Genomic DNA, 18,369 nt, shown 5'->3' with positions numbered 1-18,369 from the left:
GCCGGAATGACGGGAGAATTGATCGTCTGGAGTTTGTTCAGCGGTCAACACAAGACGATACTCCAACACCCTACTTCGGCGGCGGCGCGATGCTGCCCCTCAGCACAAGGCGACAACCGAGTTCCAGCCGATGCGCCGGGCGCGTCGGATCGGCCGCCACAAGCCGCTGCTCCAGCAGCGCAAGCGCCGCGCCGCCCAGCCTGTCGGCGGGCAACTGGATGGTGCTGAGCGGCGGTGCACTGAAGGCCGCCGGCATGATATCGTCAAACCCCAAGACCGAAACATCGTCCGGCACCCGGATCCCGGCTTCTGTCAGGGCCTTCAGGCAACCGAGCGCCAGATTATCGGCGGCGCAGAAAATCGCCGTGGCGTTTCTAAGCGGTTTTTCCTCGGCCAGCAGGCGGCGGGTGGCGGCCTCGCCCCATTCCGGCTCGTAGCTCTCCACCTCGATGACCATATCGGCGGGAACAGTGAGCCCTGCCGCGAGATACGCGTCGCTGTAACCATCGTAACGGCGTCGGATGGTCGTGCGGCCCTTCCAGGTGATGTGCAGAATATTGCGATGCCCGAGCGACAGCAGATGTTCGATACCGAGCCGCGCGCCAAAACGGTTCTCTGCCGTCACCGTATCGACGATCATGGCCGGGTCTTCGCCATTGATCAGCACCACCGGCCGCGCAAGCGCAGCCAGCGCCTCGACCAGTTGCGGCCTGTCATCGTTGAGGATCACGATACCGTCGACATTGTCGGCATCCGCCGCCGCCACCACCGTAGCGGGGTCGAGCCGGTTCGTTGCGCTGACATAGGGAACGATGCGAATGCCGCGCCGCTCGCATTCGCGCCGGAAGCCGTTCAGCATGGTCCAGCTGACCATGTTGAGATCGCTCTGGGGGGCTGCATCATTGGTCATGGCCAGAAGCACGACGCGCAAAGTCGCGATCGTCGCCTTCTGTCGCCGGTTTTCGAGATAACCAAGTGCGCGTGCCGCCTCCAGCACCCGCTCGCGAACCTGCACGGTCAGGGGCGCAGTGCCGTTAATCGCATGCGAAGCCGTGCTCAGCGAAACATTCGCCTCCCGCGCCACGTCCTTAAGCGTCGTTTTCCTGTCTATTTTCATAAAGGGGAAATTCAACCACTCTACTTCGGACGGTGCGGGCAGAAAGCCTGCCCCACGCAGTCGATCTGAAGAATACCCGTGCCTGTCTGCTGCTCTCTCGTCGCCGGAAGACTACAGCATCATCCGTAAATGCGGAATTGATTTCTCTGGGTTTTTAATCCCCCGTAAGAAACGCCGCCCGCGGCGAACCGCGGGCGGCGAGGCGGTCAGAGCGCCCGGGAGATATGGTCGATGCTGCTCTTTACGGCAGCGGCCGGATCCTTCAGCTCGTGTACTTCCGTCGCGAAGGGTTCGAAGCTGTAAGGCCCCCTGTAACCGGCCGCCTCAAGCGTCCTGATCTGGGCGATATTTTCCAGCCGGTCGCCGCCATCCACCAGAACACGGTGGGCGTCGAGCATGTCGGCTACGGAGACGGCAGGATCGATCACGCCGGAAATGTGGACCAGTCCCGTTCGCTCCGGGAAGAACTCCGTCTCGCCCGCAAGGTGATGGTGGAAGGTGTCATGCACGAGCCTGTAGACATCGCCGCCACCGGCCGCATCGATGGCCCTGATCGCTTCGGCCTTGGTGCGCAGCGAAGAGACCGGGAAACCGAGCGGCTCAACGAAACCGGTGAGGCCGCGTTCCCTAAGGATCGGCTTCATGGCCTTCAGCGCCGTGACGAGATCGTCAAAGGACACCGGCGTACCGTCGTTAAGCGGGCACATGACCAGCGCTTTCGCGCCGCTTGCCGCCGCATAATCGGCCATTGCGACGGCCCGCGCAGGCAGGTCGCCCGACCAGACGTTGAAGGGGTAAAGCGCATTGATCGAGATGATCGTCACACCCGCCTTTTCGGCCGCCGCCTTCACGGCCGCCGGCTCCACCGTGCCGACGATATCAGGCAGGTCGTTGCGGATTTCGACTTCGGTCAGGCCGAGTTCGCGGGCTGTCGCGAAGAACGCTTCAAGGGAAAGCTTCGGCGCGGTGATGTGGTTGATGGCAAAACGCATGAAAGACCTCACTGATAAAGGGCGGGACGGGTGGGAAGCTCGATTGCGACGGCTGCCCCGTCCGTTTCCTGCGCGGCCACGCAGGCGTCGGAGGTGATGGCGGCCACGTAGCCGTCCCAGGCGTTGGGCCCCGATGCCGTGCCCTTCACCGCCGCATGGATGAAGTCCTGCAATTCGACATCGTAGCTGGCGATGAAGCGGTCTTTCCAGTCGGTTAGGATATCGTTCTGCAGCTTGGCGCCGAGGCGGGTCTGCACCGACATCGGCTCCGGCAGGCTGGCAATGCCGTCCTCGCCCACCACCTGGCACTGGATATCGTAGCCATAATGGCAATTGACGAAGATTTCGACGTCGATGATCGTGCCCTTCGCCGTCTCCAGAATGACGATCTGCGGGTCCTTCAGCTTAGCATGGCTGCGCGCGGCGGAGCGGGGGAAGAGGACGCGGGCGGAGACATAATCGTCATCGAGCAGCCAGCGCAGCACGTCGATTTCGTGAACAAACGTATCGTTGATCGCCATCGGCGTCACATATTGTTCCGGAACCGTGGGATTACGATGGGCGGCATGAACGATGATCGGTGCGCCGATCTTCGTGTCCACGATCTTTTTCAGCGCAATATAGCCGGCATCATACCGCCGCATGAAACCCACCTGCACCAGCCGCTTGCCATGCGCCACCTCGGCGTCGACAATGCGCTTTGCGCCCGCGGCCGTCGTCGCCAGCGGCTTTTCGCAGAAGCACGGCTTGCCGGCGGCAATCGCCGCCAGCACATATTGCTCATGCGTCGCACCCCATGAGGTGACGAGCACGGCATCGACGTCCGGCGATGCGATCAGCTCTTCGCCGGTGGCGAAAACGACGGCATCCGGGGCGATGTCGTTTTTGACCGCCTCGGCGGAAGCGCGGTTGACGTCACTCAGCGCAACGATCTTCGCGCCGCCCAGAACCTTGTTGATACGGCGGGCGTGATCGCGCCCGATTGCGCCGGTGCCGACGACACCAATTTTCACAGTCATCTGAAAAACCTCATTTCCAGTATTTGGCGACATATCGCCGGGTTTCGCTGAGCATGAACCGCGCGCTTTCATCGACACGGTCTTCCCAGGCAAAGACGCAGTTCGACAGCACGCCATCGAATTTCATGTCGGCGAGCGTCGCAAAGAAGGTCTCCCAGTCGATCTCACCCTGGCCGAAATCGGTGTGCTGGTGCACCCTGACCTTCGAGCCGGGGGGATTGACGATGTAACGCAGCTGCGACGACTTGTTGTGGTCATAGGTATCGGCAAGCCGCACATGCACCAGATGGCCCTCGGTCGCACGCAGGTTCGCCACCATGTCCGGCCCGTAAAAGAACGTGTGCGGCGCGATGAAGGAGGCCTTTACCGCCTTGGAATTGATGGTCTTGATGATGTCGATGGCCGGCGCGATCTCCTCGATCCAGTCTTCGGGATGCGCCTCCAGCGACAGCACCAGCCCTTCCCGCTCGAGGATAGGCACCAGAATATCCATGGCGCGGAAGAACTGCGCTTCGCAGGTTTCCGGGCGGTGCAGGCCGGAACGGTCATTGAGGCTGCGCTCCGGCGAGCCGCCACGGCCGAACTCCGAAACGAACATCGGGCATTCCATCTCGACGGCAATCTCGATGGCGCGTTTCCAGTTGTCGATCGCCACCTCCCATTCGTCCGGATAGGGGCTTGCCCAGCGATACATGGGCTGCAGCGTGGCGAGGCCGACGCCATGGTCCTTCAGCGCCTTTTTGAATTCGGCGACGCGTTCGGGATAGACCTTCGGCCGGGTCCACCAGGAAAGGAAATCCGGGCGGGGCGAAAGTTCGACATAATCATAACCGAGGTCTGCGACCTTGCGGCATGTTTCGGCCAAGGAGAGGTGCCGGAACATGTGGGGATCGAGCGTATGTTTCATGGCTGTTTCCAGTGGAGTGATAAATGCACCGGGGCCGAAGCCCCCGCTTATTTCGCGTAGGCGGACATGTTTTCCGGGGTGACGAGTTCGAACGGCACCCAGAGCGTCTTCTCAGTGCCCTGCCCGGCAGCGGCCTTCACCGCCGTCTGGACGGAGACCTCGCCCTGCTTCGTCGCATTCTGGTAAACGGTAATGTCGAGATCGCCGGCCTGCATCGCGGCAAGGCCGTCGGGTGTGGCGTCGATACCGGCGATGACGACATCCTTCATGGAAACACCCGCCGCCTTCAGCGCCTGCACGGCGCCGATCGCCATTTCATCATTATTGGCGATGACGGCGTCGAACTGGATGCCCGCTGTCAGCCAAGATGAAACGAGGTCCTGCGCCTGCGTGCGGCTCCAGTTCGCCGTCTGCTTTTCGAGGATGTCGATCTTGCACTCCGGTATGGAAAATACCGTTTCCACATCCTTGGTGCGCACCAGCGCCGCGTGATTTTCCAAAGGTCCCATCAGGATCACGGCCTTGCCCTTGCCGCCCATCAGCTTGCAGGCGGCTTCGGCTTCCATGGTGCCGGAATCGAGCTCGTTGGAACCGACAAAGGCCGTGCCGTCAGGCAGGCCGGTTTCCAGTTCGGCGGGCGGATGATTGACATAGACGAGCGGAATTTTTGCGGCGGACGCGGCCTTGGTGATCGCCGAGGTGGCATCGCCATCCACGGCATTGACGATGATCGCATCGACCCCGTTGGCAATGAAATTCTGCACCTGATTGAGCTGCTTCGACGGATCGAGCTGGGCATCCTCGACCAGAAGCTCGATGTTTTTATCGCGCCCGGCCTCAGCCCTGATACCGTTCAGCAAAATCGTAAGGAACGGATTGTCGAAAGACGTCATCGACACCGCAATGCGGGTCTCGGCAAGGGCCGGTGTCGCGAAGATGCACAGTGCTGTCGCCACCAATAATTTTTTCAAGTTTTCCTCCCACGGAAATTGCCGCTCGTTCAATCATCCTGTTTCGCCGGAGCCGGCCGTCTGTCTTGCCGGCTCCGGCGCGTTCGGGCCGTCTGGGCAAGGCCGCGGCTCAGCCGCCCGGCCGCCGTTTTCCGGCAAAAGCCGATCCTTCGCCACGAAGGAAAACCCGCGGCGTCAAACGGCCTTGAGATGGTTTAATATCGTATGGACCCGGCCTCCTGCCCGTTCCGCACGCAGGCAAGATTTCCCAGTCCGGAGCCGGCGTCAACGCGTCAGGAAGCGCGGAAACCATCAAGCCTGATAGAAACGGGCATCGGCTTCATGATGGAATTCATCAAACCATCAAAGGCTCTCAGGAACCCACAGATGCGCGGGCACAAACCTCTGCCCCGGCGTGTCCGCCATGCCATGTTCGATGGTGTGCACCATGGTGGCCAGAAGGTCGGCGCACAGCTCGCGAAGCGATGTCTGGAAGACACCGCTGATGCGCTTTTCCAAAAGCGCCTGACGGGATTCGGGCGTCAGTTCATTCACGAGGCAGACGATGGTGTCCTGCCGGTTCTCCTGCTGCAGCGCCTCGATCACCCCTTCCATGCCGCCGCCGATGCAATAGATGCCGACGAGATCCCGGTGCTTGGCGATTGTGTCCATGACAAGCTCATAGGTCAGCCGCCGCGTTTCCAGCGTGATGAGGGCATCCATCACCTCGAATTCCGGCGCATATTCCCGCATGTAGCTGCGAAAACCGGTTTCGCGCAGCGAATGGCCATGGAACCTGTGGCCGCCCAGCAGCAGAAGCACCTTGCCCCTGCTGCGCGCCAGCCGCGAGATCATCCACGCCGCCGTGCGCCCGACCTTCATGTTGTTGGCGCCGAGATAGGCCTCCCGCACGCCCTGGGCAAAATCGGACAGCAGCGAAAAGGTCGGGATACCCCTGGCCTTCAGCGCCTCGACGGCGGCCGTAACACCGTGATGGTCCGGCCCGGTGGCGGCCACCGCCTGCACGCGGCCCTTCATGCCTGTCAGCAGCGCCGCAAGCTCCCCCGGCTCGCCCGACTGGGCGAATTCGATGCGCAGGTTGAGGTGGCGATCACTGACATTGCGCGCCGCAAGCTCCAGCTCGTCGGCAAAGGTCTGGTAAAAGGCGTGCCGTTCCTTGCGCAGGATGATGCCGAGATTATAGGACGGCATGTCGGCCAGCATGCGCTGGCGAATGATGTTGGTGGCATGAAAACCGATCTTCTCCGCCGCCTCGAACACCCGCCGCGAGGTTTCCTCGCGCACCGGCAGGCGACCGTTCAGCACCCGGTCGACGGTGGCGACGCTGACGCCGGCGGCCTTTGCGACATCTGTGATGGTCGGACGTTTCATGAAGATACCCCCAGACGGAAAGATTTCCATCATATCTCGCAAAACATGTCACGAATCATGATGGAATCCAACATGCGTGAAGAGATATGGGCGTGGAGTGCTCTATCAGAAAATAATCAGGCCAGAGCTGCGCCGCAGGGCCCACTTGCCTTGTCCAGCACGCCTCTTCCCCCTCATCTCTGTGCTTGTCACAGAGATCCAGCCAGCCCAAGTCCTTGGGCTGAGAAGAGTCCTTTCGCCGCGCAGACGCGCGTCGGCTGGATTCCTGTGACAAGCACAGGAATGAGGAGGCCGGGACAGTCAGAGCAAGAAAATCCCCCGCTCGCCGAGTAGCCTGAATGGCCACTGTCACACGTAAGGAAACTGCGGCAGCGGCATTCGCACCGTTTTGACGATACCGAATGCCGCCAGACAATCAGACCCGTTCCAGCGCCACGGCAATACCCTGCCCGACGCCGATACACATGGTGGCGAGCGCAAGACGATTGCCGGTCAAAGAAAGTTCGAGCGCCGCCGTGCCGGCAATGCGCGCCCCGGACATGCCAAGCGGATGGCCGAGCGCAATGGCGCCGCCGTTGCGATTGACCCGCGCATCGTCGTCCGCAATGCCGAGCTGGCGAAGCGTTGCAAGACCCTGGCTCGCGAAAGCCTCGTTCAACTCGATCACGTCGAGCTGCTCCTGCTTCAGCCCGAGCCGGGCCAGCAGCTTCGCGGAGGCAGGGGCCGGGCCGATACCCATCACGCGCGGCGGCACGCCGGCGGCGGCACCGCCGAGAATACGGGCAATCGGCGTCAGCCCGTATTTCTTCGCCGCTTCCGCCGATGCGACGATGAGTGCGGCCGCGCCGTCATTGACGCCGGATGCATTGCCCGCCGTCACCGTCGCGCCATCACGCCTGTTGACAGGCTTCAGCTTCGCCAGCGCTTCAAGGCTCGTCGCGCGCGGATGTTCGTCCTTCGATACCACCAGCGGATCGCCCTTGCGCTGCGGGATGGTCACGGACACGATTTCCCTGTCGAGGCGGCCATTGGCCTGCCCCGCGGCCGCCTTTTCCTGGCTGCGAACGGCAAAGGCGTCCTGATCTTCCCGCGACACCTGATAATCGACGGCGACATTGTCGCCCGTTTCCGGCATGGAATCGACGCCATATTGCGCCTTCATCAGCGGGTTGACGAAACGCCAGCCGATGGTCGTGTCGTAGATTTCGGCATTGCGCGAGAAGGCGCTGTCCGCCTTCGGCAGAACGAAGGGCGCGCGGCTCATGCTTTCGACGCCGCCGGCGATCATCAGCTCCGCCTCGCCAGACTTGATGGCGCGGGCGGCGGCGATGACGGCATCCATGCCCGAACCGCACAGTCGGTTGATGGTCGTACCGCTGACCGAAACCGGCAGGCCGGCAAGCAGCAGCGACATGCGTGCGACGTTGCGGTTATCCTCACCCGCCTGATTGGCGCAACCGAAGATCACATCCTCGACCGCTTCCCAGTCGACGGAGGGATTGCGCTCGACAAGCGCCTTCAGCGGCACCGCGCCGAGATCGTCGGCCCGCACCGAAGAAAGCGCGCCGCCGAAGCGGCCGATGGGCGTGCGGATATAGTCGCAGATGAATGCATCGGTCATCGGTTTTTCCTTAAAGTTCCGGGGCGACGAGATCGGCGACCTCGCCATCGACCGCCAAAGGCGCTCCGGTCATGGCCTGCAATTCATCGAAGGTCATCGCCGGCAGTTTTTCACGCAGCACAAAACGGCCATCCACCACGTCGATGACAGCATGGCTGGTATAAATGCGGGTGATGCAGCCAACGCCGGTCAGCGGAAAGGCGCATTTTTCAACGAGCTTCGGTTCGCCGTTCTTGGTCACATGTTCGGTGATGACGAAGACCTGCTTGGCGCCATGCACCAGATCCATGGCGCCGCCGACGGCCGGCACGCCCTTGGAGCCGACGCGCCAATTGGCGAGATCGCCATTCTGCGCCACCTGATAGGCCCCGAGGATCGCCACATCCAGATGCCCGCCGCGCACCATGGCGAAGCTGTCGGCATGGTGGAAGAAGGCCGCACCCGGCTTCAGCGTCACAGCCTTCTTGCCGGCATTGATAAGGTTCCAGTCCTCTTCGCCTTCCGGCGGCGCTTCGCCGAAATTGAGAATACCGTTTTCGGTGTGGAAGATCGCCTGACGGCCGGGCGGCTGGTAACGCGCCACCATTTCCGGAAAGCCTATGCCGAGGTTGACGTAAGCGCCGTCCTCGATGTCCTGCGCCGCGCGCCAGGCGATCTGGGCGTTGGAAAGCTTGATGTCTTCGCGGGTGTCGATGGTCGTGGTCATGCGTAGGCTACTCCCGCGCGAATGAGGACTTCTTCCTGTTGCGGATCGGGGATTTCCACGACACCGTTCACGAAAATGCCTGGCGTGACGACATGCTCCGGATCGATCTCGCCGGCTTCGACGATCTTCGAGACCTGCGCAATGGTGGTCTTTGCGGCCATGCACATCAGCGGGTTAAAATTACGGCCCGCCTTGTTGTAGGTGAGGTTGCCATAGGTATCGCCAAGCTCCGCCTTGACGATGGCGAAATCCGCCTTCAGCCAGCGTTCCTGCACGTAAGACCGCCCGTCGAATTCGGCAATCACCTTGCCTTCGGCCAGTTCCGTGCCGAAGCCGGTGGGGGTGTAGAAGGCCGGAATACCGGCACCGCCGGCGCGGATGCGCTCGGCAAGCGTGCCCTGCGGCACCAGTTCCAGCTCGATTTCGCCGGCCAGATATCTGTCTGTAAAGGCACGCGGATCGGAAGAGCGCGGGAAGGAGCAGATCATCTTCCTGACCATGCCGGCGTCGATCATCGCGGCGATGCCGATGCGGCCGTTGCCGGCATTGTTGTTGATGACCGTCAGGTTCTTCGGGCCCTTGTCGATCAGCGCATGGATCAACTCGATGGGCGCGCCGGAGCCGCCGAAACCGCCGATCATGATCGTCGCACCGTCGCCGATGCCGGAAAGCGCCTCTTCGGTGCTCTTGATTGTCTTGTCCATTAAAACCTCCATTCAGCCGGACGGATGGAACCCGCAAGGCTGCCTGACCGTGAGGTAAATCCGAAACCGGCTCGACGGCAAGGGTTTTGTGCGCTATATGATTTTTGTTCGTATATCGCACAAATGGAGCTACAACATGGCTGTCAGCGAAAGAGACATGATGGGCGGTCTCGCCAAGGGATTGCGGGTCATCGAGGCCTTCAGCGCGGAACGGCCACGCCTGTCGATTTCCGATGCCGCCGAGATTGCCGGGCTGGACCGCGCCACGACGCGACGCTGCCTGCTGACGCTTTCGGAACTCGGTTATGCCGCTTATGACGGCAAGTTCTTTACCGTGACACCGAAGGTGCTGCGGCTTGGCACCGGCTGTCTAGCCACCATGCCGCTGCCGCGCATCGTGCAGCCGCTGCTCGACCGGCTTTCCGAAGATATCGGACAGAGCACCTCCGTTTCCATTCTGGATGAGACCGAGATCGTTTATGTCGCCCGCGCTGCGCAGCAGCGGGTCATGTCGATTGCGCTGATGCCGGGTTCGCGCCTGCCCGCCTATTGCACCTCCATGGGCCGCGTTCTTCTTTCGGCGCAGACGGCCGAGCGGCAGCGCGACATTCTCGAAGCCTCCCGGCTGGTGCCGCGCACGGAAAAGACGATCACCAGGATGGACGCCCTGCTCACCGAAATCGAGGCTACCGGCAATCGCGGTTATGCACTGATCGATCAGGAGGTCGAGATCGGCCTTCGCTCCATCGCGGTGCCGCTGAAAACCATGCGCGGCCAGACGGTGGCCGCCCTCAATGTCGGGCTTGCCGCCTCGGTCGCCTCGATGGAGGACCTCGTGGAGCGATACCTGCCCGCGCTTCTTGCCGTTCAGCGGGAACTGGCAAGAATGCTGGTCTGAAGCGGCACCTGCCGCGCGCCGGAATCCCCCATTTTCCGCTGCTCCGCCAGCCGCCAGGCGCGCGGGGTCATGCCGGTCTCGCGCTTGAAGAACCGGTTGAAATAGGCCGGATCGGCAAAACCCAGCCCCTCCGCAATCATCTGCACGGTCGAGACCGTGAAGATAAGCTCCTGTTGAGCGATCTCGATCTGACGCTTAGCGATCAGCCGCTGCAGGCTGAGGCCGGAAACGGAGCGGACCAGACGGTTGAGATGCGTCTCGGAAAGACCGAGCTTTTTCGCGTAAAACTCCGCCTTTTGCGGCTCGCGAATATGGCGTGCAATCAGTGACAGCAAAAATTCGAAACGCTGTTCCGCAAGACCTTCTCCGGTTCCTTCCATGAGCGGCCGCGCCGCCCGCGCCAGAAGCGCCGTCACGATGGCCAGTTGACCTTCGATGATGGCATCCCGGCCTGTCTCGCGTGTTTCATATTCGGCGGAAATCTGTTCGAACCCGCTGCGCAGGCGTTCGCCATCGGCAAAATCCCGCAGCGGCAACAGGACAGGCCGGTGGAAATTCCGCAGCAACAGCGCCTGCACCGATGCCGGCAGGGCGCCCGGCAGCACGGTAACGATCACCCCGCCAATATCGCGCGAAAACCGGAAGCCGTGTTCGAACCCCGGCGGCACGACAATGGCGACCGGTGGGCGGATCGCCTCGATGCGACCATCCAGCAGCGCATCGCCCTCGCCGCCCCAAATGTACAAGATTTGCTGAAAGGCAGCGTGACGATGCAGGCCGATTTCAAAGCGGTGCAGGCTGCTTCTGGAAAAAAGCGTCTCGCAATGAAAGCGGAAATCAGTGCCTTGCACCGCTTCTTCGCCATACAAACCCTCACTCGCAGCAAGCCGCATGTTCCTTCGCTCCTCAGCACAATGGTCGGATTGTGCAATTTGCCGATCAGAAAGTCCATTGAGCTTGCCGCATCGCTTGGTCAATTTCTTGATAGGAGACAAGTTCGGGAGGAAACAATGCGCACCCAGGTCGTCATCATCGGCTCCGGCCCCTCGGGGCTTCTGCTTGGCCAGCTTCTGGCCAGAGAAGGCGTCGAGACTGTCATTCTCGACCGGGTCAGCAAGGATTACATTCTCGGCCGTGTCCGCGCTGGCGTGCTGGAAGAAGGCACGGTGCAGCTCATGGAAAAGGTCGGCGCGGACAGGCGCCTGCACCGGGAAGGCCTGCCGCATGACGGTTTTTCGCTGACCTTCGACGGCCGCGACCACCGCATCGATCTCTTCGACCTGACCGGCGGCAGCCATGTGATGGTTTATGGCCAGACCGAGGTGACCCATGACCTGATGGATGTCCGCGAAGCGGCAAACCTTGTGACCATCTACGATGCCGGCAATGTCGAACCGCATGATTTCGATGGCGCCAGCCCCTATGTCACCTATCAGAAAGACGGTGTAACCCACCGTATCGATTGCGATTTCATCGCCGGCTGCGACGGCTTCCACGGGGTGAGCCGCAAATCGGTGCCTCAGGGCGCGATCAAGGAATTCGAGAAGGTCTATCCTTTCGGCTGGCTCGGCATTCTGGCCGAGGTGCCGCCCGTCAACCATGAACTCATCTATGCCAACCACCCGCGCGGTTTTGCGCTCTGTTCCATGCGCTCGCACACGCGCAGCCGTTATTACATTCAATGTTCGCTGGAGGACCGGCCGGAGGACTGGAGCGACGAGCGCTTCTGGGATGAAATCCGCCGTCGCCTGCCGGAAAACCATGCGGATGTGATGGTAACCGGCCCGTCCTTTGAAAAATCCATCGCGCCGCTCCGGTCCTTCGTCTGTGAACCGATGCGGTTCGGAAGGCTGTTTCTGGCCGGAGACGCCGCCCATATCGTGCCGCCGACGGGCGCGAAGGGTCTCAACCTTGCCGCCAGCGATGTGCATTATCTGAGCGAGGCGTTGATCGAATTTTATCGCGAGAAGTCCGAGGCCGGCCTCGACGGCTATTCCCAGAAGGCGCTTTCCCGCGTCTGGAAGGCCGTGCGCTTCTCCTGGTGGATGACGACGATGATGCATCGTTTTCCCGATACCGGAGATTTCGGCCAGCGCATTCAGGAGGCGGAGCTGGACTACCTCGTGCAATCGCGCGCCGCTTCCACCGCGCTTGCGGAGAATTATGTGGGGCTTCCCTATTAGGGCGGCCACGCCACTTGTGTCGACGTCATCCTCGGGCCTGTCCCGAGGATCTGCAACGTAGTGATTTTACTCGACGTGATTAGATCCTCGGCACAAGGCCGAGGATGACGTCGAGAGTGTGTTCACCCTTCAGCCCTACCATCCAGCAACTCGCCCGCCGCCTCGCGAATAGCCTGCATCAGCAGCGAAAGCGGCAGCGAGGGCTGCGTATCGGCCCTCACCGTCAGCCCCACCGGGCCACTGGTATCGCCGGTCTCGACGGGCAGGATCGCCAGAATACCATCCGCCACATCGGCCGCCACCACGCCTTCCGAGATGATCCAGATCGCATCGCTGGTGCGCAGGAAGGCGCGGCCGAAGGCGTCGGACACGGTTTCGATGCGGATCGGCAGGGCCGGCACGCCGTTGGCGATCAGGAACTGCTCAACGACAGGGCCGATGACCGATTGGCGCGTCGGCATCAGCACCGGATATTCATGCAGGTGATCGAACACCGAAAGGCCGGGTGACAACAGCGGGTGCCCGGCGCGCACCACGAAGCGCACCTTTTCCGAATAGAGATGCTCGAAGGAAAAACCCGCCATTTTCTGCGGTGCAGCCAGACGGCCGACAACAAGATCGAGATCGCCGACGCGCAACTGCTCCAGCAGCACGGCGTTTTCGCCCGTCACGATCTTCACCGGGCTGCCAGTTTTCTCGGCCAGAAACCCGGCCATCGCCTTCGGCATGATGCGAACAGACACCGTGGGCAGAGCGCCGACCCGCACCGGCGGACCGGCGCGCGCCGCCTCCTGCGATACCGAATCGACCGCCTGCCTGAGCGCCGTCATCGTCGCGCCCGCATGGCGCAGAAACACCTCGCCATAACGGCTGATGCGGATGCCGCGCCCTTCCCGGTCGAACAGCGAGACGCCGAGAATATCTTCCAGTTCACGGATCGTCTTCGTCACCGCCGGCTGGCTGACATGCAGGATTTCCGCAGCCCGGATGACGCTTTTTTGCCGCGCCACCTCCACGAAAGTTTGCAGGTGCCGGAACTTGATACGCTGATCGACCATCGCTCATATAATCCACAGGTTATGATTTTCATCGATAATGTCATTTTACTTAACCGGAACCGGCTTGCAATATCCCCTGCAGGAGGAGCACATCATGCATTTTCTGCGCTGCGGCGAGACCGTGATCCATTACCGCGTCAAGGGATTGGACACAGGCAAGCCGGTCATCGCCTTCATCAATTCGCTCGGCACCGATTTCCGCATCTGGGATGCGGTGATCGAAGCGCTCGGCGATGATTATGCCTATGTGCTGCACGACAAGCGCGGCCACGGGCTTTCCGATGTCGGGCACGCTCCCTATTCCATCGACGATCATGCCGGCGATCTGATCGCGCTGCTCGATCATCTTGGCGTGAAGAGCGCGATCATCTGGGGCCTGTCGGTGGGCGGCCTGATTGCGCAGGGGCTTTATGCCCGCCGTCCCGATCTGTTGCGCGCGCTCGTGCTCAGCAACACCGCCCACAGGATCGGCACGGCCGAGATGTGGAACGCCCGCATCGACAAGATCGCCGCGGACGGCCTCGTCTCGCTGGTCGATCCCGTCATGGAGCGCTGGTTCACACCCGCCTTCCGCAAGCCTGACAATGCCACCTATGCCGGAGCGCGCAACATGCTTTCGCAACAGCCGGAAGCCGGTTACAGCGGCACCTGCGCCGCCATCCGCGATGCGGATTTTACCGAAGCCGCCGGGCACATCGCCGTGCCGACGCTTTGCGTGGCGGGCGATCAGGATGGCTCCACCCCACCGGAACTGGTGCGGTCGCTGGCGGATCTCATTCCCGCAAGCCGTCTCGTCACCATCGCCGGCTGCGGCCACATTCCCTGCCTTGAACAGCCGCTCGCCTACGCGCAGGCAGCCTCCATTTTTCTCAAGACCTTGCCGGAGCATTGACCGATGGCGGACCATATCGACAAGAACGCAAGATTCGAACAGGGCATGAAGACCCGCCGCTCCGTGCTCGGCGACGCCCATGTCGACCGGGCGCAGACCATGACGTCCGGTTTCGACCAGCCTTTCCAGCAGCTCATCACCGAAGCCGCCTGGGGCACGGTGTGGTCGGGCAACCACTGGACGAAGCGCGAGCGCTCGATGGTCACCATCGCCCTGCTTGCAGCACTCGGGCAGGACGAAGAGCTTGCCATGCATGTGCGCGCCACCGCCAATACCGGCGCCACCGAGGCGGATATTCGCGAGGCGCTGCTGCATGTGGCGATCTATGCCGGCGTGCCCGCCGCCAACCACGCTTTCAAAATCGCCAAGCTTGCCCTGGCCAGCATGAAAGTCGATAGTTCCCCTGATAATTCTGGCACTTATAATTCTGGCGATGAGGAGGAGACGAAATGAGCAACCAGCCGCCGGAAACCGGACCGTTCTTCGCACGCAACCGCGACATCCATCCGCTCGCCTATGCGCCCGGCTACAAGACCTCGATCCTGCGCTCGCCGCAGCGCGCGCTGATTTCGCTGGAAGGCACAAAAAGCGAAATCACCGGCCCGGTCTTCGGCCATGGCATGCTGAACCCGCTGGATAACGACCTCATCCTCAACTATGCCCGCCCCGGCGAAATGCCGGTCGGGCCGCGCATTCTGGTGCACGGCCGGGTGCTGGACGAGCGCGGCCGCGGCGTGGATGGCGCGCTGGTGGAATTCTGGCAGGCCAATGCCGGCGGTCGTTACCGCCACAAGAAGGAAAGCTACCTCGCCGCCATCGATCCGAATTTCGGCGGCGTCGGCCGCACGATCACCGACGAAAACGGCTATTACTGGTTCAAGACCATCCAGCCCGGCGCTTATCCCTGGCCGAACGGCGTCAATGACTGGCGGCCGGCCCATATTCACTTCTCCGTCTTCGGCCACGGTTTCGCCCAGCGGCTCATCACCCAGATGTATTTCGAAGGCGACCCGCTGATCTGGAAATGTCCGATCGTCAAAACCATTCCGGATGAGGATGCGATCAGAAGACTGATCGCGCCGCTGGACATGAATGCGACGCTGCCGATGGACATGCTGGCCTACAAGTTCGATATCGTTCTGCGCGGCCGCCGCTCGACCCTTTTCGAAAACCGCATGGAGGGCAACTGACCATGGTTCAGCCGCTCAACTATCTCAAGGAAACCGCCTCGCAGACGGCGGGCCCTTACGTGCATATCGGCTGCACGCCGAATTTCGTCGGCATCGAGGGCGTGTTCGAGAAGGATCTCGGTTCCGGTCCGCTTTATAACGACAAGGCCCGCGGCGAACGCATCAGCGTGCGCGGCACGGTCTATGACGGCGCCGGAATGGCGCTGAAGGACGCGCTGATCGAAATCTGGCAGGCCGATACCGACGGTTATTACAACAGCCCCAGCGAAACGCGGGGCAAGGCCGATCCGAATTTCATCGGCTGGGGCCGCTCGCCCGGCGACATGGATACGGGTGAGTTTGTCTTCGAAACCATCAAGCCGGGCAAGGTGCCGTTCCGCGATGGCCGGCCGATGGCGCCGCACATCACCTTCTGGATCGTCGCACGCGGCATCAATATCGGCTTGCAGACCCGCATGTATTTCCCGGAAGAACAGGAGGCCAATGCCGCCGACCCGGTTCTTGCCCGCATCGAGCAGAAAAGCCGCATCGCCACGCTTGTCGCCAAAAAAGAGGAAGGCAACGTCTATCGTTTCGATATCCGCCTTCAGGGCGAAGGCGAAACCGTGTTTTTCGATATCTGAGCGAGACGGAAGATGAGCCTTTCCCCCTTCGAACATCCGTTCCTTTCGGGCCTTTTCGGTGACAGCGAGATCGTCGAGCTGTTTTCGGCAAGAACGGATATCGACGCCATGGTCCGTTTCGAGACGGGGCTGGCGCAGGCGGAAGCACAGGCCGGCATCATCTCCGAGAATGGAGCGGAAACGATCGTCTCGGGACTTTCAAACTTTGCCGCCGATATGACCGCACTTCGCAACGGCGTCGCAAAGGACGGCGTTGTGGTTCCCGAACTCATCCGGCAGATGCGGGCCTCAGTCGCCGGCAAGGCGGCGGACAAGGTGCATTTCGGCGCGACCAGCCAGGATGTCATCGATACCAGCCTGATGCTGCGGCTGAAGATGGCGGCGGAAATCATCGCCGCCCGGCTCGGTCACCTCATCGATACGCTGGGAGACCTTGCCTCCCGCGACGGCCATAACGCGGTGACGGGCTATACCCGCATGCAGGCCGCCATCGGCATCACCGTGGCCGACCGGGCGGCGAGCTGGACTGCGCCGCTGGAACGCCACCTGCTGCGGCTCGAAAGTTTTACGCAGAGCGGCTTCGCCCTGCAATTCGGTGGGGCTGCCGGTACGCTGGAAAAGCTTGGCGACAATGCCGCAGCGGTGCGTGCCGATCTCGCAAAACGGCTCGGCCTTGCCGACAGGCCGCAATGGCAGAGCCAGCGTGACGGCATCGCCGAATTCGCCAATATCCTCTCGCTGATGACAGGCGCGCTCGGCAAGTTCGGGCAGGATATCGCGCTGATGGCCGAGCTCGGTGCGGAAATCCGCCTCTCCGGCGGCGGCGGCTCCTCGGCCATGCCGCACAAACAGAACCCGGTCAATGCCGAAACGCTGGTGACGCTCGCACGTTTCAATGCCGTGCAGATATCCGCCCTGCACCAGTCGCTGGTCCACGAACAGGAAAGGTCCGGCGCCGGCTGGATGCTGGAATGGCTATCGCTGCCGCAAATGGTGACGGCAACGGGCGCTTCGCTGCTGATCGCCGAGCGATTGGCGGGGCAGATAGACAGGCTGGGCGCAGGCGAAAACTAGCCGCAGGGCCGGTCGATTTCGGGCGCCAACAGGGCTTCCGTGCGCTGCCGAACGGCAGGCCGGAGGCAGCATGACGACGCGTGGAAAGCGCTTGCGCTTTCCCGCATTAGTCATTGATAAAAAAGACTTTATTCAGAAATCCAGAAAATAAAAAAACAGCATGAAAGCTGCTTTTTAACCGGACATGCCGCTTGACACAAAAATGAACTAACTGGTACAAACATTAAGATTAACAGCCTGCCGCCGACAGGGGTTTGAAGCCTGCGGCGACAGTGAACGACAAATGGAGGGCTTTGGCGCCGCAAGGTTTCCAAAGCGATGCGGACAAGGCGAAACGCCTGTCCGGACCCGAACGGGTTGGGAGGAAGAATGTCTTACAGTCTCGATTTTTCGGCGGTCATAGACCGCCTTCCCGAGCTGCTTTTAGCCTGTCTGGCGACGATCGGCCTTGCGATTGCCGGCATGTCGCTCGCCACCGTCATCGGCGTTTTGGGCGTCGTCGCCCGCCGCTCGCGGTTCAAGCTGCTGCGCGGCCTCGTCATCGGTTTTGTGGAAACAATCCGCAACACGCCGTTTCTGGTGCAGATATTCTTCATCTTCTTCGCCCTGCCGCAGATCGGCATCAAGCTCAACCCGACAGTGACGGCCATCATTGCGCTGGCTCTGAACGGCGGCGCCTATGCGATTGAAATCATTCGCGGCGGGGTCGATTCCATTCCCAAGGGCCAGGTGGAGGCGGGGCTTGCGCTCGGCCTTCACCGCGCGCAGATCTTCCGGCACATCATCCTGAAGCCGGCGCTGCGGGCGGTCTATCCCTCGCTCACCAGCCAGTTCATCATGCTGACGCTGACCACCTCGGTCTGCACCTCGATCGCCGCCTACGAGCTGACTTCGGTGGCGCAGAAGATCGAGGCGGATACCTTCCGGTCCTTCGAGGTCTATTTCTCGATCACGCTGCTTTATCTGGTCATTTCCTCGCTGATGATGGGCATTTTCTCGCTCATCTCCCGCGCATCCTTCAGCTATCCGGTCAAGTGAGGAAA

At 61.6% G+C, this 18,369-nt stretch carries 19 protein-coding genes; 8 read left to right on the top strand and 11 right to left on the bottom strand.

Annotated elements, in window-relative coordinates:
- Nucleotides 1-70: 70 nt before the first annotated feature.
- From N5D22_RS18950 to N5D22_RS18910, 9 genes are all read right to left on the bottom strand, one after another.
- Nucleotides 71-1,117 (bottom strand): LacI family DNA-binding transcriptional regulator, encoded by a 1,047-nt coding sequence (locus N5D22_RS18950; RefSeq protein ID WP_279658257.1) that lies wholly within the window; start codon nucleotides 1,115-1,117, stop codon nucleotides 71-73.
- A gap of 206 nt (nucleotides 1,118-1,323) precedes the next feature.
- Nucleotides 1,324-2,109: a TIM barrel protein gene (locus N5D22_RS18945; RefSeq protein WP_279658258.1), complete on the bottom strand. Its 786-nt coding sequence runs from the start codon at nucleotides 2,107-2,109 to the stop codon at nucleotides 1,324-1,326.
- 8 nt (nucleotides 2,110-2,117) lie between these two features.
- Complete coding sequence (locus N5D22_RS18940) at nucleotides 2,118-3,128, bottom strand: Gfo/Idh/MocA family oxidoreductase (RefSeq protein ID WP_279658259.1); 1,011 nt, start codon at nucleotides 3,126-3,128, stop codon at nucleotides 2,118-2,120.
- Between the two features lie 10 nt (nucleotides 3,129-3,138).
- A complete protein-coding gene (locus N5D22_RS18935; protein ID WP_279658260.1) occupies nucleotides 3,139-4,035 on the bottom strand; it encodes a sugar phosphate isomerase/epimerase in 897 nt (298 codons plus the stop codon).
- Between the two features lie 47 nt (nucleotides 4,036-4,082).
- Nucleotides 4,083-5,006, bottom strand: coding sequence for a sugar ABC transporter substrate-binding protein (locus N5D22_RS18930; RefSeq protein ID WP_279658261.1), 924 nt, complete (start codon nucleotides 5,004-5,006; stop codon nucleotides 4,083-4,085).
- A gap of 342 nt (nucleotides 5,007-5,348) precedes the next feature.
- Entirely contained in the window at nucleotides 5,349-6,377 is a 1,029-nt protein-coding gene (locus N5D22_RS18925) for a LacI family DNA-binding transcriptional regulator (protein WP_279658262.1), read from the bottom strand.
- Nucleotides 6,378-6,792: 415 nt separating this feature from the next.
- A complete protein-coding gene (pcaF, locus tag N5D22_RS18920; protein WP_279658263.1) occupies nucleotides 6,793-7,998 on the bottom strand; it encodes a 3-oxoadipyl-CoA thiolase in 1,206 nt (401 codons plus the stop codon).
- 10 nt (nucleotides 7,999-8,008) lie between these two features.
- Nucleotides 8,009-8,704 (bottom strand): CoA transferase subunit B, encoded by a 696-nt coding sequence (locus tag N5D22_RS18915; RefSeq protein WP_003519795.1) that lies wholly within the window; start codon nucleotides 8,702-8,704, stop codon nucleotides 8,009-8,011.
- Nucleotides 8,701-9,408, bottom strand: a complete 708-nt coding sequence (locus tag N5D22_RS18910; protein ID WP_174058767.1) for a 3-oxoacid CoA-transferase subunit A — start codon at nucleotides 9,406-9,408, stop codon at nucleotides 8,701-8,703. Before N5D22_RS18910 ends, N5D22_RS18915 begins: the two co-directional genes overlap by 4 nt.
- A gap of 136 nt (nucleotides 9,409-9,544) precedes the next feature.
- Here N5D22_RS18910 and N5D22_RS18905 point away from each other — a divergent pair, with 136 nt between their 5' ends.
- A complete protein-coding gene (locus tag N5D22_RS18905) occupies nucleotides 9,545-10,306 on the top strand; it encodes an IclR family transcriptional regulator (protein WP_279658264.1) in 762 nt (253 codons plus the stop codon).
- Here the strand turns inward: N5D22_RS18905 and N5D22_RS18900 are convergent.
- Nucleotides 10,276-11,199: a helix-turn-helix domain-containing protein gene (locus N5D22_RS18900; RefSeq protein ID WP_174046385.1), complete on the bottom strand. Its 924-nt coding sequence runs from the start codon at nucleotides 11,197-11,199 to the stop codon at nucleotides 10,276-10,278. The genes N5D22_RS18905 and N5D22_RS18900 overlap by 31 nt on opposite strands.
- 117 nt (nucleotides 11,200-11,316) lie before the next feature.
- On the opposite strand from N5D22_RS18900, the gene pobA reads away from it, so the two are divergent.
- On the top strand, nucleotides 11,317-12,489 hold the full coding sequence (gene pobA / locus N5D22_RS18895) for a 4-hydroxybenzoate 3-monooxygenase (protein WP_279658265.1): 1,173 nt from the start codon (nucleotides 11,317-11,319) through the stop codon (nucleotides 12,487-12,489).
- Between the two features lie 122 nt (nucleotides 12,490-12,611).
- Here pobA and pcaQ read toward each other — a convergent pair whose 3' ends face one another.
- On the bottom strand, nucleotides 12,612-13,547 hold the full coding sequence (gene pcaQ, locus N5D22_RS18890) for a pca operon transcription factor PcaQ (RefSeq protein ID WP_003519800.1): 936 nt from the start codon (nucleotides 13,545-13,547) through the stop codon (nucleotides 12,612-12,614).
- 94 nt (nucleotides 13,548-13,641) lie between these two features.
- Between pcaQ and pcaD the strand changes: the two genes are divergently transcribed.
- The 6 genes from pcaD (at nucleotide 13,642) to N5D22_RS18855 (ending at nucleotide 18,364) form a co-directional block, all read left to right on the top strand.
- On the top strand, nucleotides 13,642-14,439 hold the full coding sequence (gene pcaD, locus N5D22_RS18885) for a 3-oxoadipate enol-lactonase (RefSeq protein WP_279658266.1): 798 nt from the start codon (nucleotides 13,642-13,644) through the stop codon (nucleotides 14,437-14,439).
- Nucleotides 14,440-14,442: 3 nt separating this feature from the next.
- Nucleotides 14,443-14,892, top strand: a complete 450-nt coding sequence (gene pcaC / locus N5D22_RS18880) for a 4-carboxymuconolactone decarboxylase (RefSeq protein ID WP_279658267.1) — start codon at nucleotides 14,443-14,445, stop codon at nucleotides 14,890-14,892.
- Nucleotides 14,889-15,629: a protocatechuate 3,4-dioxygenase subunit beta gene (gene pcaH, locus N5D22_RS18870; RefSeq protein WP_003505508.1), complete on the top strand. Its 741-nt coding sequence runs from the start codon at nucleotides 14,889-14,891 to the stop codon at nucleotides 15,627-15,629. Before pcaC ends, pcaH begins: the two co-directional genes overlap by 4 nt.
- 2 nt (nucleotides 15,630-15,631) lie before the next feature.
- Nucleotides 15,632-16,252 carry a protocatechuate 3,4-dioxygenase subunit alpha gene (gene pcaG / locus N5D22_RS18865; protein ID WP_065655341.1) on the top strand — a complete coding sequence of 207 codons (621 nt, stop codon included), beginning with the start codon at nucleotides 15,632-15,634 and terminating at the stop codon, nucleotides 16,250-16,252.
- 12 nt (nucleotides 16,253-16,264) lie between these two features.
- A complete protein-coding gene (locus tag N5D22_RS18860; protein ID WP_279658268.1) occupies nucleotides 16,265-17,326 on the top strand; it encodes a 3-carboxy-cis,cis-muconate cycloisomerase in 1,062 nt (353 codons plus the stop codon).
- Nucleotides 17,327-17,695: 369 nt separating this feature from the next.
- Complete coding sequence (locus tag N5D22_RS18855; protein ID WP_059758436.1) at nucleotides 17,696-18,364, top strand: amino acid ABC transporter permease; 669 nt, start codon at nucleotides 17,696-17,698, stop codon at nucleotides 18,362-18,364.
- Nucleotides 18,365-18,369: the final 5 nt, after the last annotated feature.

Origin of the sequence: Agrobacterium sp. GD03872 (genome assembly GCF_029840625.1) — a bacterium.
GTDB lineage: Bacteria > Pseudomonadota > Alphaproteobacteria > Rhizobiales > Rhizobiaceae > Agrobacterium > Agrobacterium fabrum_A.
The sequence above is the reverse complement of the archived record's forward strand: the minus strand, read 5'-3'. Positions and strand labels throughout refer to the sequence as shown.